This window comes from Erythrobacter sp. SDW2, assembly GCF_021431965.1.
Taxonomy (GTDB): Bacteria; Pseudomonadota; Alphaproteobacteria; order Sphingomonadales; family Sphingomonadaceae; genus Parerythrobacter.
The window spans coordinates 2,386,228-2,402,327 of record NZ_CP090370.1; the positions used below are offsets into that span (position 1 = coordinate 2,386,228).

The window sequence follows — 16,100 nt, forward strand, 5'->3', positions numbered from 1 at the left end:
GGAGAGCAACCGCATCAGAACGCATACCTCGCCACCAGCTGGAACACCGGACCGGCGCGCTCGCTTTCGAGCTCGTACTCGTCGAAATTGCGGTCGAGCTGGTCGTCTAGATTGTCGAACTTGTTGAACACCTCGTCTTTGGTACCGTCGAGCAGGTTGGAGCCGACGGCACGGATGGTGAAGTTGTCGCCGAAGCGCTTTTCGACGAAGACTTCGAGGTCGGCACCATAGGTGGTCGTCACTTCCTCGGCGACCACCCGTCCAAAGGCCTTGCCCTGTTTGCGGTAGGTCGCGCCGAAAGCCGCGCCGAATTCGGGCAGGTTTTGGATCGCGCCGAAATTGTAGACATATTTCGACTGGTCGTTGAACCGCCGTTCGCCGGCGAAATCGGTAATATTGCTGTCCAGCAAGGCAAGATTGCCGAACACGCCGGTGTTGCGCAAACCGATGAAGGCGAGGCTGAAGGAGGCATCGAACTCGATCCCGTAGACCTCGCCATTGCCGGTGTTCTGCGGCTGGAAGACGAAAGTGCCGGGGCCTTCGGATCCTTCCACCGGGTCGCCGGTAACCGGGTCGAGCACGGTGTTTATCTCGGTCAGATTGCTGACGTCGCGATAGAACACGTTGACCCCGATCACCCCGTCGCGGCCGATGCGGTGCTCATAGCCGAGGTCGCCGCCCCAGGCGGTTTCCGGCAGCAGGCCAGGATTGCCGAGGAAGTCGCTGTCGCCGACTTCTTCCTCCAGCAGCACCGGCGAAAGATAGTCCAGTCGCGGACGGCGCAGCGTGCGCGCGACCGAGGCGGTGATACGCCCACGCCCGATCTCGTATTTGAGCGAAGCCGAGGGCAGGAACTCGTCATATTCGCTGCTCGAGCGGGCGAGTGCCGGATCGACCGTGAAGTCCTCGATATCGACCGAAGTATTCTCCCAGCGGATGCCGACTTCGAAGCTGAGGTCGCCGGCTTCGCCTTCGATCAGGGCGAACAGATCGGTCCGGTCCTCGCTGATGTTGTTGACCCCACCGGGCACAGGTTCGAACGGGTCGAACGGCCCCACCAGGTCCAGCGGATTGTCGCTGAACTGGTCCCAACCGTGGAAGGAGGCATCGAGATCGGCCTCTTGCTCGGCCACCGCCAGATTGGTCTTGCGGTCCTTGAACTGGAGGAAGCCGCCGACCACGAAATCGATGCCGGGTGCGAGCGGGAACTCATGGTCGAGCTGGAACGACAATTCCTCGTCGGCAATGTCGGTCAGCAGGTTCTCGCCCTCGAATTCCGGCTCGTCATTGTCGAAATCGATCTCGTACTCGACTTCATCCTGTTCGTCGCTGAACCGGGCGAAGGTGGCGCGCAAGGTCGTCTCGCCCAATGCCCATTCCTGCTCGAGCCGGGCCGAGACCGCGTAACTTTCCTGCTCGATCTCGTTGATGTTTGCATTGTCGGTCAACAGATTGCCGCCGGTGAAGACCGAACCGCTGATAGCGGTGGGGTCGTCATATTCGAACGAACGTTCGGTCTCGCTGCGGTCGGTCCGGACGTAGTTGCCCGAAATCTCGAACTCGGTCATGCCTGTCTCGATGCCCCAGCTGGCATTGAAGGCATAGTCGGTGCCGTCACGGGTATCGGTCTGGTCCTCGCGGTTGTCGAACTCGTTGGCAAAGAAGTCGGGATCGTTCTCGGGCGAATCGCCGAAGCGCAGGCTGGACTTTATCTTGGGGTTGTAGCGACCCTGGATATTGGCCCCGATCAGCACCCGCCCGCCGGCCAGTTCGCCGCCGTAGTAGAAGCCTCCCGATGGCTTGAGCTCGCCGTCGTCGAACAACAGCGCCCCGCCGCGTACGTATCCGCCATCGAGCGAATATCCGTCGCGCAGCACGATGTTGAGCGAACCCGCCACCGCATCGCCGGTGCGGCGCGCGGATGAGGAACGCACGATCTCCACCTGCTGGATCAGCTCGGCGGGAATGCGGTCGAGGAAGAACGACCGATCGGCGTTGGATCCGGGCACCTTTTCGCCGTTGACGAGGATCTGGGTATAACCGGGGTCGAGCCCGCGCAGGCGGGCCCCGTCGCTTTCGATCACATCCGAAAGGAAGGTGACGCCCGGAACGCGCTTGAGCGCATCGCCCGCGGTCAGCGGTTCGAAGCGCTGGAAGTATTCCTCGTCATAGACCAGCACCGGCTCGGCTTCGTCGCTGCGGTTGCGGAAGCCGATCGAACCCTGCACGACAATCTGGCGTGCGGTCTGGACATCCTCGCTGTCCTCGCCCGCTTCGGCTCCTTCAGGCTGGTCCTGCGCCATGGCAGGCGCAGCGAGCACCGTGGACAATGCCCCAAAGGCACAGGCAAGAAGAAGACGCGATCGGATCATGACATGGGCCCCTGTTGACCGGTTGGATTGAGGGGCGGTTAGGCGCGGTTGATTGCAGCGTGGCGTCCTTGGCGCGGCTGCTGAATGACGATTGTTACGCTTTGCGGAACACTTGCCCGCTTGCGCCGGGACGTCATGCGCCTAGACTGTTCGAAGGAGAGCCAGATCCGATGCACATCACCCGCCAGCCGCCGCTGCGCTATACGCTCGAACCTTCCAACCACCCCTATCTCTCGGGCGCGTGGACACCGCTCCACGAGGAAGTCGACGTTGCCGAGCTGGAGGTGCTCGAAGGCGCGATTCCCGCCGACATCGACGGCATCTATCTGCGCAATACCGAGAATCAGGTGCATCAGCCATTGGGCCGGCATCATCCGTTCGATGGCGATGCGATGATCCACCAGCTCAGCATCAGCGGTGGGAAGGCGAGCTATCGCAACCGCTTCGTGCGCACCCATTGCTTCGAGGAGGAGCAGATCGCCGGGCGCAGCCTGTGGGGCGGGTTGATGGACCCGGTTGGCACTTCGCTGCGCCCCGGCTTCGGCGCGCATGGGGGGCTGAAGGATACCGGCAGCACCGACATCATCGTCCACGCCGGGGTAGCCTATGCCACGCTCTACCAGTGCGGCGAGGCGTGGATGCTCGATCCCGAAACGCTGGAGACCCTCGGCAAGGCGCCGTGGGGGCCGCTGGACGGCATCTCCGCCCATCCCAAGGTGGACGAGGGCACGGGCGAGCTGATGTTCTTCAACTATTCCAAGCACGCGCCCTACATGCATTACGGCGTGGTCGACCGCGCGGGCAAGCTGGTGCACTATGTCCCCGTGCCGCTCCCCGGCCCGCGCTTGCCGCATGACATGGCGGTGACGCCGAACTGGTCGATCCTCAATGACATGCCGCTGTTCTGGGACGAGGACCTGCTGGAGCGGAGCATCCACGCTGCGCGGCTGCACGAGGGGCTGCCGACCCGCTTCGCGCTGATCCCGCGGCATGGCCTGCCGGACGAGATCCGCTGGTTCGAGGCCGAGCCCACCTTCGTGCTGCACTGGACCAATGCGTGGGAAGAGGGCGACGACGTGGTGCTGGAGGGCTATCACCAGTCCAACCCCATGCCCCAGCCGCTGGAGGAGTTCGGTCACTACGCCCATATGATGGCCTATGTCGACGAGCACAGCTTCGGCTGCCGCCTGCACCGCTGGCGCTTCAACCTCAGGACCGGTGAGACCCGCGAGGAGCGCCTGACCGACCGCATCGTCGAATTCGGCACGATCAACCAGCGCTATGCCATGCTGCCGAGCCGCTATGTCTGGTCGACGACCAGCAAGCCGGGCTGGTTCCTGTTCAACGGCTATGTCCGCCACGACACGCTGACGGGCGAGGAGCAGGTCTATCGGTTGCCCGAGGGCGTATATGCCAGCGAAAGCCCGATGGTGCCGAGACACGGGGGTACTGATGAGGATGACGGCTGGTTGGTGACCTTTCTGATCGACGAGAACACCGGCACTTCGCAGGCCGCGATCCTCGACGCTTCGGACATCACCAAGGGTCCGATCTGCCGCCTCGCCCTGCCCCACAAGCTGTGCAGCGGCACCCATTCGACCTGGGTCGAGCGCAGCCAGCTGGAGGCGGAAAAGGCCTGGCGGCGCGCGCGGATGGCGGCCTGACGCCACATCAGACACCGGCCCGGCGGGGCCCTCTCATTCCCGCCAGGCCGATGCCTTACTCCCCCGGAATCGTGGTCTAATGCGCCATGAACAGCGGCACCTTGACCTCGGTCAACATATCGCGGGTGGCACCGCCGAAGATGCGTTCGGCGAGGCGCATGTGGCCGTATGCACCCATCACGATCGTGCCGGCATGGCGCCGGGCGGCGGCATCGCGCAGCACCTCGGCCACGCGCCGTCCTTCGCGTGGAAGCTCCACCAGCTCGCTTTCGATGCCATGGCGCGAGAGGTATTCCGCGCCCTTCAGCGGCGGCAGGTCATAGTCATCCTCGCCGTCAACGCGCTCCTTGACGCAGGCGAGCGTGACCTTGGCGGCGCGCGCCAGCAACGGCACCGCCAGCCGCAGCGCGCGCGATGCCTCCGGCGAACCGTCCCACGCGACCAGCACGGGCGCATCCGGATCGATGCCCTCCTGCCCTTCCGGCACCACCAGCACGGGGCAGCGCGCGTGCAGCGCAAGGTCGCCGACGGCCTCCGACGGTCTGCGCGCGGCAAACTGCGGCTCGCTCGCGCCGACCACGATCAGGTCGCTGAGCGCCGAATGCCGCAGCAGCACGCTGGATGTCATCCCCGCCCCTTCGATCCAGTTCCAGGGCACGTCCTCGTTGGCGAGATCGGCCTCGGTCTTTCCTCGCAGCCGCTCTGCCGCCTCGCGCCACACCGGGCCCATCGAGGCAAAGGTCGCGCCGTAGAAATCGGCCGGCATCCCGGCATCGATCGGCATCGGATAGACAAACGTGACATGCCCCCCGAACGCCCGCGCCAGGTCGAGCGCGACCTGCAGGCGGGAGTCGAAACCGGCGTCATCGTGAGCGTGAACAGTAATGCTTTTCATGGCCCGTCTCCTTGCGAAAGCGGCGATGGTAGGGGAAACCACCGCCCTTGGGCAGCATGTGACATGGCGTGGACGCGGCTGCGTTGATGTGGATCAATTCCAGCAATGTCCGTGCAACCACCTCCATTTTGTCACAGCAATGCGGGGAGAGAAAGGTATGAGTCTTTCGGGCTCGTGGGATGCCCTCCGACGGGGCAAGAGGCGAACACTGCAACGGCTGCATTCCTAGCCATGCAGAATACCTCCGAACCTACCCGCCCGGAGGCAGCAGCAATAAAAATCCCGTAGATGCGTATGGCAATCGACTTGGCTATGCGAACGGCTTCCTGAACGGGAGAGCCTGCATAGTGACCAATAAGAGCATTGCCGGACTAGCTTTCGATGTCGGGGTATTCCTGGCAGCAACTTCCGCAACATGGCTGGCGCAACACCTCGAACGTCCCATTACGGCCGTGCTGGCTTATCTCACCGGCGTGATCATGATCGCCGTCTATTCTGGTCTCGCACGAGCTATGGTCGCTGCAGTTTGCGCCTCAATAGTCTATAATTTCTTCCTCAGTGAGCCAGTTTTCCAGTTCGGCATCACCACTGCTGACGAGACTGTCCCCCTCATTGCCTTCAACGTCAGCGCGCTCGTCGCTGGCTTTCTTGTCGGTCGGTTGCGCGACTTTGCCAATGACGCCCTCGCCGCTCGTCAGGAAACCCAATTCCTTCTCGCAGTCAGCGACCACCTTCAAAAAGCCATAAGGGTCGAGGAAGTCGAAGATGCCATCCGGAAAATCCTGCCCGCACAGGGCCTCGAAGACGTGAAGGTGTTCATCGCGCACCAAAATGCCTTTGTCAGGCCGGCGAATGGCGAAGTCGAGCTCAACCCCCTACAGCCTCTGCTGGAGGATACGGCCCGGATAATCGGCAGCCGTCGCTGGAGGATATGCGAGTTGCAGGGAGCGAGAGGTTCGCTGGGTATGGCCAAATTCCAGTTGGCCGACTTCGATCCGGTCGTGGCTAAGCCCGAACGCCTGCAATCGCTCGCTGCGTTGATCGGTGTCGCAGTTGAACGCTGCTTGTTGCTGGATGAAGTTGCCGAGGCCAGGACTGCTGCGCGCAGCGAGGAACTGAAGGATGCAATCCTGTCATCTGTCTCGCATGACCTGCGAACGCCGATAACCGTGATCGAAACTGCAGCAGGCGCGCTGGCCTCGCGGGATGTAGTACTGAAACCGGTAGAACGCGATGCGATGTTCGCATCCATTCTTGAACAATGCCGCCGGCTCGATCGCTATACCAGTCAGTTGTTGGATGTCGGCCGGATCCAGGCCGGAATTTCCAAGCTCAGGACCGAGACGGTCGATGTAGCCGAAATTGCCCAGCTGGCCATTCGCCATGCCAAAACCGCCCGACCCGATTTGGCCGTCGAGCGTGAATTCCCCGACGAACGCCAGTTCGTTCTCGCCAATGCCGGTATGCTGGAACATGCTTTGTTCAACTTGCTCGACAATGCAGCCAAGTTCGGTGCGCGCGATTCAGCCGTCAAAGTGGTGATCAAGCGCGAAGGTGAGCAAGTAGCCATCGCTGTTGTGGATCGGGGGCCGGGCATTCCCGAGGTCGAGCAAGACAAGATTTTCGACCGTTTCCACATGGGCCAGCGTGACGGGAAAGGGGCCAGCGTGGGGCTTGGCCTGTTCATCGCCAAGGGTTTTGTCGAGGCTGCGAACGGACGGATCACCGTCACCTCGCCGGTCCACGAGGGACGCGGCACCTGTATCGCAGTGCGATTGCCGGTATTTGAGTCGCCAGAAGAGAAGGCCGTGCCACAATGAAGATACTCATTGTCGACGACGAGCCTTCGATTATCGAGGCGTTGCGGCCGATCCTGGGGGCCAAGGGTCACGATGTGTTTGCCGCCCACGATGGCAAGTCAGCCCTTGAGTGCGTGGCATCTCATGCGATCGACCTAGTCCTGCTTGATCTCGGGCTGCCCGATGTCGACGGCGGTGACCTGATTGCTCCGATCAAGTCGACCGCGGATGCGAGCATCCTTGTCCTCTCGGCTCGGCACCTTGAAAGCGACAAGGTCCGCGCGCTCGACGAAGGAGCGGACGATTACGTCGACAAGCCGTTCGGGACAGACGAGCTACTGGCCAGGATCCGAGTCATCGAAAGACGCCGCGCGGCAGAAAGGGGAGCGGCCCCAAGACGTTTGGTTTCAGACCTGCTGACCTTCGATGTCGAACGGCGCGAACTGGTCCTGATGGGAGAGCCCGTGCATCTTTCGCCCAAGGAGTTTGCTTTGTTCGAAGTACTGGCTCGCAACGCCGGGCAAGTCGTCACCCAGCGGCGACTAATGATCGCGGGTTGGGACAGCACCACCGTCGATAGCCAGTATCTGCGAAGTTATATCGCGTTGTTACGGGACAAGCTTGAGGCCGACCCTTCCGATCCCGAACTGCTGTTGACCGAACCCGGTGTCGGCTACCGGCTAGCACTAAGCCTTTCTGCTGAGGTATGAGCCGGCGGGCGCCTGACGCAACGGGGGGAAGTGCGCGCCCGCCGGCTGCGGGTTGTCATCGGAAGGGACTGTTTGCTCTCATCCGACGTGACCGTTTACCATGAACCCGCACATACCGTTCCAACGGCATTTTTACGGCCCAGATTTGCCATAGGTGCGTGAAAATCGCGTGGGAACGGTCGAAAGACAGAGCGGCTATCCGGACTGCATATTCCTGACTGTGCCAAATATCCGGAGCATAAATCATGCCACGCCTCCTGACCCTCGCGCTTGTTATCCCCATCAGCCTGTCCATGGCTGCGTGCGGCAAGAAGAAGATAGACCAGCTACCGCCGCCTCCCGGCGGAACTGCGGCCGAGACAACCACTGGGGCGCCGTCCACAATCCCCGGAAGCCAGGCCGATTTTCTCCAGCAGATGGCCGGCAAGGATGTGATCTACTTCGACACCGACCGCTACAACATCGACTCGGCCGATGCCGAGGCCTTGCAGCGTCAGGCGCAGTGGTTGCTGCGCTATCCGGGCAAGCGAGCCACCATTGAAGGGCACTGCGACGAGCGGGGCACGCGCGAATACAATCTTGCCTTGGGTGAACGCCGTGCCAACGCAGCCAAGAACTACCTTGTCTCGCTGGGCGTAGATCCCTCGCGGTTATCGGTCGTCAGCTACGGGAAGGAGCGCCCGGTCGCGCTCGGCAGCACCGAATCAGCATGGGCCCAGAACCGCCGCGCGGTGACTATCACAATCGAATAAGGCCTCGCAAAGAGCGCCCTTCGGGAGAGAGGCAGCCAGCGCGCTGTCTCTCACCCCCCCGCATGGTAGAAATCATACACCTTGCGGGCCACCGCATCGCTCACGCCGGGCGCACGTTGCAAATCCTCCAGCGCCGCTGCCCGCACCTTGCTCGCCGTGCCGAAGTGCAGCAGCAGCGCGCGCTTGCGGGCCGGGCCGATGCCGGGGATCTCGTCCAGCGGTGAGGCGGTGATGGCGCGGCTGCGTTTGTCGCGGTGGGCGCCGATGGCATAGCGGTGGACCTCGTCGCGCAGGCGCTGCAAGTGGAACAGCAGCGGCGAATTGACCGGCAGCGTCTTCTCGCGCCCGTCGGGAAAATGGAACACTTCGCGCCCCTCGCGGCCGTGGTCGGGACCCTTGGCGATTGCGATTAGCGGGACATTCTCGATCCCCATTTCCTCCAGCGTGTCGCGCACCGCACTCATCTGGCCCTTGCCGCCGTCGATCAGGACGAGGTCGGGCCAGGTGTCATGGTGGGTGCCCTTGCCCACCCCGCTGCGACTAGCCTCGCCTTGCGGCTCGGCAAGTCTCGCTCCCCTCCCGCTTGCGGGAGGGGCTGGGGGTGGGTCTCCATCCTCACCCTCCTCGGCCAGCTTGCGGAAGCGGCGCTGCATCACCTCGCGCATCATGGCGAAATCGTCGTTCGACTGGGCCTCGCGGATGTTGAACTTGCGGTACTGGTTCTTGAGGAAACCCTCCGGCCCCGCGACCACCATCGCGCCGACCGCCTTGGCACCCTGGATATGGCTGTTGTCGTAGATCTCGATCCGTTCGGGCGGTTCGCCCAGTTCGAGGAATTCGGCCAGTTCGCGGTTGAGCCTGGCCTTGGTGCCGGTCTCCGCCAGCCGCCGCTCCAGCGCCTCCACCGCATTGCGCTGGGCCTGCTGCATCAGTCGCCGCCGGTCGCCGCGCTCGGGGATCGAGAGGCGCACCTTGCGCCCTGCCAGCTCGCTCAGCGCCGCCTCGATCAGCTCGCTTTCTGGCAGCGCGCGGTCGACCAGCACGGTCGGCGGAGGGGGCACTTCCTCGTAGAACTGCAGGATCACGTCGGCGAGCACCTCGTCGTCCTCGATCTCGCGCGTGTGGCTCGGGAAGAAGGCGCGGTGGCCCCAGTTCTGCCCGCCGCGGATGAAGAAGCTCTGGATGCCGATCACCCCGTTCTTGTTGGCGAGTGCGAAGACGTCGGCATCGCCCACCCCTTGCGCGTTGATCGCCTGGCTGCCCTGGATGAAGGTCGCGGCGCGCAGCCGGTCGCGCAGGATGGCGGCAGTCTCGAAGTCGAGCTCCGCCGCCGCCCTGGCCATCTGCTTCTCGAGGCCCTGCTGCACCTGGCTCGACTTGCCGCCGAGAAAGTCCTTCGCCTCCTGCACCAGCGCGGCATAGCCGTCCTTGTCGATCCGCCCGACGCAGGGTGCGCTGCAACGCTTGATCTGGTAGAGCAGGCACGGCCGGTCGCGGTTGGAGAAGAAGCTGTCCGTGCAGGACCTTAGCAGGAACAGCTTCTGCAGCGCGTTGATGGTGGTGTTGACGCTGCCCGCACTCGCAAACGGCCCGTAGTAGTTGCCCTTCGCCCGCCGCGCGCCGCGATGCTTCATGATGCGCGGGAAGTCATGCTCCGCCCGCAACAGGATGAAAGGGAAGCTCTTGTCGTCGCGCAGCAGCACGTTGAACGGCGGGCGGAACCGCTTGATCAGCTGCGCTTCGAGCAGCAGCGCCTCGGCCTCCGAATTGGTGACGACGATTTCCATGCTGCGGCACTGGCTGACCATGCGCTGGAGCCGGCCGGAGAGCTGCTGCACCTGCGTGTAGTTCGCCACCCGTGCCTTCAGGCTGCGGGCCTTGCCGACATAGAGCACGTCTCCTCTGGCATCGATCATGCGATAGACGCCGGGGCGCGGCTTCAGCGTCTTCACCGTCTCGCGGATCGCCTCGACGCCCGCCTTCAGGTCCGGCTGCGCAGACGCGACGGTATAGGCCGCACGCTCCTCGTTGAAGCGCTCGGCACCGCGTGGGTCGTGGGGAGTGCCAGCAGGTGTTCGGGCCATGGTCGGGCCGATTTAGGGTGCCGTGTCGCTGTGGGAAACCCCTCCGTAGGGGAAGCTGTTGACGGGGACGGCAGCTTGACGCCGCGCCGTCACCTGTTACCCCATGCTGCAACAGACCTGCAAAAGCAGGCTCCGCCGCGCAATTTTCGTTCGGAAAAGAGGGTGGCCGGCACAACAGGAGGATGCCTTTGCGCCAATTGCAGGGGATGGACGCGTCGTTCGTGGCGTTGGAAAGCCCGACCTCGCCGATGCATATCGGCTCGATCCTGATCTACAATCCGGAAACGGCGCCGGGCGGGTTCGTCCGTTTCAAGGATATCCTGAGCTTCTTCGCCAGCCGCATGCAACTTAGCCGGACGATCCGCCAGCGCATGGTGCGCGTACCGTTCGACCTCGACTACCCCTACTGGATCGAGGACCCCGACTTCGACCTCGAGTACCACGTCCGCCATATCGCCCTGCCCAAGCCGGGCGACTGGCGGCAGCTCTGCATCCAGGCGGCACGCATCTTCGCCCGCCCGCTCGACCTCCACAAGCCGCCGTGGGAATTCACCGTGGTCGAGGGGCTGGACAATATTCCCGGCGTGATGCCCGGCAGCTTTGCCATGGTGACCAAGGTCCACCATGCCGCCATCGACGGGATGAGCGGGATCGACCTGATGGAGGCGATGCACACGCTCGACCCCCATGCCCCGCCGCCCAACGCGCCCGACGAGTGGAAGCCCGAGCGCATCCCGAGCGCCGCCGAGTTGCTCGGCAAGGCCTATATCGGCGCCATCGCCAATCCGGTGAAGCAGATCGAGGTCGCTGCCAAGGCTGCGCCGGGTCTGGCCAAGGCGATCAAGGGTCTGCTGGCGCAGGACTTCAAGCTGTCGAGCGACATGGTCGCCCCGCGCACCCGCTTCAACCGCAAGGTTTCCGCCCACCGCGTGGTCGAGGGGCGCAGCGTGCCGCTGGCCGACATCAAGGCGATCCGCGCGCTCGATCCGGGCTGCAAGGTCAACGACGTGTTCCTCGCCATCATCGGCGGGGCGCTGCGCAAGTATCTGCTGGCAAAGGACGATCTGCCCAAGGCGACGCTGACGGCGATGGCCCCAATCTCGGTCCGCGGCAAGGACGAGAAAGGCGACATGGGCAACCAGGTGGCGGCCATGATCGCCCCGCTCGGCACCCATATCGAAGACCCGGTCGAACGCCTCCGTTACGTCCATTCCAAGACCACCAATTCCAAGGCCATGACCGACGCGATGGGCGCGCGGAACATGACCGAGATCAGCAAGGTCTCACCCGCGCTCTACATGTCGCTGGGCGCGCAGCTCTATACCCGCCTCGGCCTCGCCAACCGCGGTGTAGGGCCGCCCTTCTCGACCGTGGTCACCAATGTCCCCGGCCCCCCGGTGCCGATCTACTCCACCGGGGCGCGGCTCGAGAGCATGATGGGGCTGCTGTGCCTCAACGACGGGCTCGGTCTCGGCCATGTGGTGCAGAGCTATTGCGCCGAAGCGACCATCAGTTTCACGGCCTGCCGGGAACTCCTGCCCGATCCGGAGTTCTATGTTCAGTGCATCGAGGACAGCTTCAACGAATTGCTGGCTGCGGCCAAGGCATTGGACGCAGCGTCAGCGCCCAAGGCGGCCGCACCCAAGGCGGCGGTCAAGCCCGTGGCCAAGGCGGCCCCGAAACCGCCCCCGAAGCCTGCTGTAAAGAAACCTCCGACGCGCAAGGCCAGGGCGGCCAAGGTGCCGGCCTCCAAAGCGCTGACCAAGCTCAAGACCACCACAAAACCGGCGACCGCCAAGAAGGCGGCGTCGCCTCGCAGGAAGCCCTCGGGTAGCAAAGGGAACACCAAGCCATGACCGCAGCCACCATGACTCTGGACGGAGACGCCTCTATGGCTCGCCCCCCGCACAAGCTCCTGACCCTGGCCGAACCCGGCCGGGCGCTGAGCGAACTCGCAGCCTTCTACGCACTGCGCCCGCTGCTCGGCCAATTGCCCAAGGGCGACGGCCACGGGGTGCTGGTGCTGCCCGGCTTCATGGCCTCGGACGGGTCGACCGCGCCGCTGCGCTCGCTCCTCGACGATCTCGGCTATCGGACAGCCGGATGGGGCCTCGGCCGTAATGTGCGGGTCGATAACGCCCGCATCGACGCCATGGCCAACTGCGTCGAGGAACTGCACGATGCGTCTGGCGGCAAGGTCTCGATCGTCGGCTGGTCGCTGGGCGGCGTATTCGCGCGCGAACTGGCCAAGCTCATGCCCGAGAAGGTCCGCTTCGTGATCAGTCTCGGCAGCCCGATTTCAGACGATCGCAACCACACCAACGCCCGCCGCCTGTTCGAATTTCTCAACGGCAAGGAGCCCGAGCCGATGCAGGGAGGGAGGTTCCTGGACCTGGGCAAGGCTCCACCGGTACCGACCACCTCGATCCTGACCAAGACCGACGGCGTGGTTCACTGGCGCGGCTCGGTGCAGGCCGACGACCACCCGCACTGCGAGAACATCGAGGTGCACGCCAGCCATTGCGGTATGGGGGTCAATCCCCTGGTCGCTTACGCCGTGGCCGACCGACTGGCGCAGGCCGATGGCGCTTGGAAACCCTTCGCGCCGCGCGGACTGGCCTCCCTCGCCTTCCCGAAGGGCAAACTGAACTAGGCGGGCATCGCCTCAGAAAAGCTTGCGGAATTCGATCTCCACGAAGCGGCCGACCGGATCGATCAGCGCCGGCTGGTAGGCCAGCGGCACCGTACCGGTGTCGTCGGTCACGCGCTGGCGCGAATCGAAGATGTTGTCGACCCGCAGCGACAAGCGCGCGCCCTTGAAGAACCCTGGTTCATCGCCCACCAGCCATTTCTGCTGGTCGAGCGCCATGAACGCGCGCAGGTCGAAGGTGGCAAGATCGCCGAAGCGAAGATCGCTGCTGCCCGGCAGGCCGCTGCCGTTCACGGTCGTTGCCGTGCGGTAGTTGCCCGACAGGCGAAACCCGATCCCGCCGAGGAACATGCCGCCCTGCAATTCGAAAGCGTTGCGCGAGACGCCACCGCCCGAACCGGTGGCATCGCCATCAAGCAAGTCGAGGAAGGGCCCGCCCGGGGCGATCAGCACCGAATTGGTCAGATTGATGGTGTGAAAGAGCGACAGGCTCCAGCGGCCTTGCCCATCGCCGCCAAATCCGCCGGGGCCGCCGCGCGGTGCGCCACCGCGCGAAGCGCCAGAGGGCGCGCTTGCTGCGGCTGCCGGGGGAGGCGCCTCTCCCGACGGCCGTGGCGTTGCGGCCGCAACCTGGGCTTCGCCGCCCTCGCCATCGCCGTTCGAATCGCCCGGAGAACCACCGCCTGAACCCGCCGCGGCACCGCCAGGCAGCAAGTCGCTCGGTTTGATCGCGCAGACGCGCTCGCGGAATTCCTTCAGGCGGGCCGGATCGATTTGCCCGTTCGGGCCCTTGAGCTGTTCAAGCACTTCGGGCGGGACCAGCGACAGGTCCGGCGTCCCGCCCGGATCGTCGCAATGCAGACCCTTCTGCATGTCGAGGAACACCTGCAAGTCCATCGGACCGACGCCACCCGGCGCCGGTGGAGTGCCGGGTGCACTTGCAGCGACGTCGACACTGCACATCCGCTGGCGCGCCATGGCGATCTTGGCGGGATCGGGCTGGCCATCGGCGCCATTGAGCCGCTGTGCCATCTGCGGCGGCAATTGCGACAGGTCGGGCATCTGGCCTTCAGGCGTGGTGCAGAACTGCTGCTGGATTTGCTGGAAACGCTGCGGATCGAACCCGCCACCGCCCGGCCCGCGAGCTGGCGCGGGCGGACCGGCCGCACCATCTGCCGGTGGCTGGGGGGTCGGTGACGGAGCACCGCCGCCACCGCGTACCATGGCGCCGAAGGGACCACTTGCTGCGGCTTCCGGATTGGGCTTGCCGACGCGGCCGAACATGTTGAAGCCATAGCGGACGCGGCTGCTGCGGGTTTCGGCATAAGTCACCGGTCGCACATCGATGGCTGTCAGGACCCCATTGCCATCACGGGTCACGCGCGACGAGAACGCAGCTTCGGTCGCCGCAGTCAGTTGCGGGAAACTCGACGAGACATCGCTGGAGCGGTTGGTGTAATATTCGACAACGAGATTGGTCCGGTCGAAGAACGGCAGGTCGAGATTGGCCGACAGCTTCCAGTCGCGCTGCGTTTCCGCCAGCAGCGCCGGATTGCCGCCACTGGTCTGGGTTACCAGCACGGTCGTGCCGGTGGCGAAATCGAAATAGGGCACGTTGAAGCTGTCGATGATCGGCGCGCCAAGCTGGGTCAGGCTGGGCGCCTCCTCGCGATTGACATAACTGGCCTGGAGCGTGAGCGGCTCCAGCGGCTTCCACGTCAGTCCCGCGTTCCAGTTCGACAGCGCTCCGAAGTCCGAGATATCCTCGATCCCGCCGCCCAGACTGAGGGTAATGTCGCCGATCGCCGCGCCAGAACCTTCGCGGCGACTGGTAACGGGTATGCCGAGCGCGACATTGCCACGCCAGCGCCTGCGGTCGAGCGAGAAGGCGGGCGTGGCGCTGCGCGTGTCGGAACTGTCGATGCCGTTGAGCCGGTAGCCGGTGCTGAGAGTCAGGCTGACGTCGCCGCCGGGCAGGCGGACGAGATCGCCCTTCAACGTGGCAAGGCTATCGACCGTGTAGGTCTTGTTGTCGGCGATATCGATGCCGGCTGCTGCTAAATCCGGCAAAGCTCCGTCGATGGCCAGCGTCCCCGCCGCAGCCGCCTGGACGAGCACGCTGGTGTCCCGCCGGCGGTCGATCCGCGTGCGCGAGATGCCGCGTGCAGCGTCGACCGTCAGTTGCAGGTCGAATGCGCCAAGCCCGGTCGAGAGCCCGCCACCGAACGAATAGGTGTCGCTCTTGGTCCGCCGCGCCAGCGGATCGGCATCGAGCGTTCGCAGCGCGGTCGCACCGCCGGGAGCCGTAAGGACAACAGTTTCGAGCCCCGACAGACTGCGGCTGATGCTGTGGACCCATTCGCCATTGATCGTGAGCTGCGTGCTCGAACCCGCCCCGCCCAGCGTCCTGGTGGTCGTACCGTTGGCCCTCAGGGTCTCGTTCCTGGCCACCAGCGTCCGGTATTGCGCGGGATCGGGATCGGTTGCGACGGTCGGCACGCTGCCGGGCGTCTGGATCACTCCGCGCTCGGCCTCGGTCAGCGGCGTGGTGTTGTTCCACTCGACACTGAGATTGGTGCGCTGCGGCCCGCTGATGGTCAGCAGCGAGGCGCCCACTTCCGTCGTGCCATAACCGCCGGCGGTGGGCTGGCCGTATTCCAGCTCCAGCTCCTCACTGCTGAAATTGTTCTTGAGGACGAAGTTGATAACCCGCTGATCCGGCTGTGCGCCGTATTTCAGGGCGACCTCTTCCGGCAGGACCTCGACCATCCGGATCGCTTCGGGCGGATAGCGGCGGATTTCGCGGAAATTGGTGATGCGCTGGCCGTTGACGAGGAACAGCGGGAAGCCGCCACGGCCGCGCCCGGCACCGATCTGCGGCGCGAGCTGAGACACCAGGTCCTCGATCGAGCGAGCGCCGTAGGATGCGACCTGCTGCTCGTCGAGCTTCACGATCGGGGCCGCATCGGTTTCGACCTGACCGGGAAGACGATCGGCGGATACAACGATCACCGGCGGCTCGGCCTGCGTCGGCTCGGGTGCCGGCTGCGGCTCGGCAGGCGGCCGGGCCTCCTGCGCCACTGCGGGGGCAGCAATGACCAAGGCAACGAGCGGAAGGAGGGCAAAACGACGCAAGCTCTTCAAACCTTTTGCAATGTTCCCCGCCCGCGGGCC

At 64.4% G+C, this 16,100-nt stretch carries 10 protein-coding genes; 6 read left to right on the plus strand and 4 right to left on the minus strand.

The window, feature by feature from the left end:
- Positions 1 to 14 precede the first annotated feature (14 nt).
- Positions 15 to 2,372, minus strand: coding sequence for a TonB-dependent siderophore receptor (locus LY632_RS11675; RefSeq protein WP_234091306.1), 2,358 nt, complete (start codon positions 2,370 to 2,372; stop codon positions 15 to 17).
- 170 nt (positions 2,373 to 2,542) lie between these two features.
- On the opposite strand from LY632_RS11675, the gene LY632_RS11680 reads away from it, so the two are divergent.
- A complete protein-coding gene (locus LY632_RS11680; protein WP_234091307.1) occupies positions 2,543 to 4,036 on the plus strand; it encodes a carotenoid oxygenase family protein in 1,494 nt (497 codons plus the stop codon).
- Between the two features lie 76 nt (positions 4,037 to 4,112).
- Here LY632_RS11680 and LY632_RS11685 read toward each other — a convergent pair whose 3' ends face one another.
- Complete coding sequence (locus LY632_RS11685; RefSeq protein WP_234091308.1) at positions 4,113 to 4,931, minus strand: universal stress protein; 819 nt, start codon at positions 4,929 to 4,931, stop codon at positions 4,113 to 4,115.
- Between the two features lie 347 nt (positions 4,932 to 5,278).
- Here LY632_RS11685 and LY632_RS11690 point away from each other — a divergent pair, with 347 nt between their 5' ends.
- From LY632_RS11690 to pal, 3 genes are all read left to right on the plus strand, one after another.
- Complete coding sequence (locus LY632_RS11690; protein ID WP_234091309.1) at positions 5,279 to 6,751, plus strand: ATP-binding protein; 1,473 nt, start codon at positions 5,279 to 5,281, stop codon at positions 6,749 to 6,751.
- Positions 6,748 to 7,440 carry a response regulator transcription factor gene (locus tag LY632_RS11695; RefSeq protein WP_234091310.1) on the plus strand — a complete coding sequence of 231 codons (693 nt, stop codon included), beginning with the start codon at positions 6,748 to 6,750 and terminating at the stop codon, positions 7,438 to 7,440. The genes LY632_RS11690 and LY632_RS11695 overlap by 4 nt, the downstream gene beginning before the upstream one ends.
- A 245-nt stretch (positions 7,441 to 7,685) precedes the next feature.
- Entirely contained in the window at positions 7,686 to 8,192 is a 507-nt protein-coding gene (gene pal / locus LY632_RS11700; RefSeq protein WP_234091311.1) for a peptidoglycan-associated lipoprotein Pal, read from the plus strand.
- A gap of 50 nt (positions 8,193 to 8,242) precedes the next feature.
- Here pal and uvrC read toward each other — a convergent pair whose 3' ends face one another.
- Positions 8,243 to 10,276, minus strand: a complete 2,034-nt coding sequence (gene uvrC, locus LY632_RS11705) for an excinuclease ABC subunit UvrC (RefSeq protein WP_234091312.1) — start codon at positions 10,274 to 10,276, stop codon at positions 8,243 to 8,245.
- 206 nt (positions 10,277 to 10,482) lie between these two features.
- Here uvrC and LY632_RS11710 point away from each other — a divergent pair, with 206 nt between their 5' ends.
- Both LY632_RS11710 and LY632_RS11715 read left to right on the plus strand, forming a co-directional pair.
- Positions 10,483 to 12,132, plus strand: coding sequence for a wax ester/triacylglycerol synthase family O-acyltransferase (locus LY632_RS11710; protein WP_234091313.1), 1,650 nt, complete (start codon positions 10,483 to 10,485; stop codon positions 12,130 to 12,132).
- Positions 12,129 to 12,929, plus strand: coding sequence for a triacylglycerol lipase (locus LY632_RS11715; RefSeq protein WP_234091314.1), 801 nt, complete (start codon positions 12,129 to 12,131; stop codon positions 12,927 to 12,929). The genes LY632_RS11710 and LY632_RS11715 overlap by 4 nt, the downstream gene beginning before the upstream one ends.
- 12 nt (positions 12,930 to 12,941) lie before the next feature.
- Here the strand turns inward: LY632_RS11715 and LY632_RS11720 are convergent, their stop codons facing one another.
- Positions 12,942 to 16,028, minus strand: coding sequence for a TonB-dependent receptor (locus LY632_RS11720; RefSeq protein ID WP_234091315.1), 3,087 nt, complete (start codon positions 16,026 to 16,028; stop codon positions 12,942 to 12,944).
- Positions 16,029 to 16,100 lie beyond the last annotated feature (72 nt).

Coding starts and splice junctions, on each gene's coding strand:
- uvrC (WP_234091312.1), bottom strand. CDS start 10,276: ATGGCCCGAACACCTGCTGGCACTCCCCACGACCCACGCGGTGCCGAG.
- LY632_RS11695 (WP_234091310.1), top strand. CDS start 6,748: ATGAAGATACTCATTGTCGACGACGAGCCTTCGATTATCGAGGCGTTG.
- pal (WP_234091311.1), top strand. CDS start 7,686: ATGCCACGCCTCCTGACCCTCGCGCTTGTTATCCCCATCAGCCTGTCC.
- LY632_RS11680 (WP_234091307.1), top strand. CDS start 2,543: ATGCACATCACCCGCCAGCCGCCGCTGCGCTATACGCTCGAACCTTCC.
- LY632_RS11675 (WP_234091306.1), bottom strand. CDS start 2,372: ATGATCCGATCGCGTCTTCTTCTTGCCTGTGCCTTTGGGGCATTGTCC.
- LY632_RS11715 (WP_234091314.1), top strand. CDS start 12,129: ATGACCGCAGCCACCATGACTCTGGACGGAGACGCCTCTATGGCTCGC.
- LY632_RS11685 (WP_234091308.1), bottom strand. CDS start 4,931: ATGAAAAGCATTACTGTTCACGCTCACGATGACGCCGGTTTCGACTCC.
- LY632_RS11710 (WP_234091313.1), top strand. CDS start 10,483: ATGGACGCGTCGTTCGTGGCGTTGGAAAGCCCGACCTCGCCGATGCAT.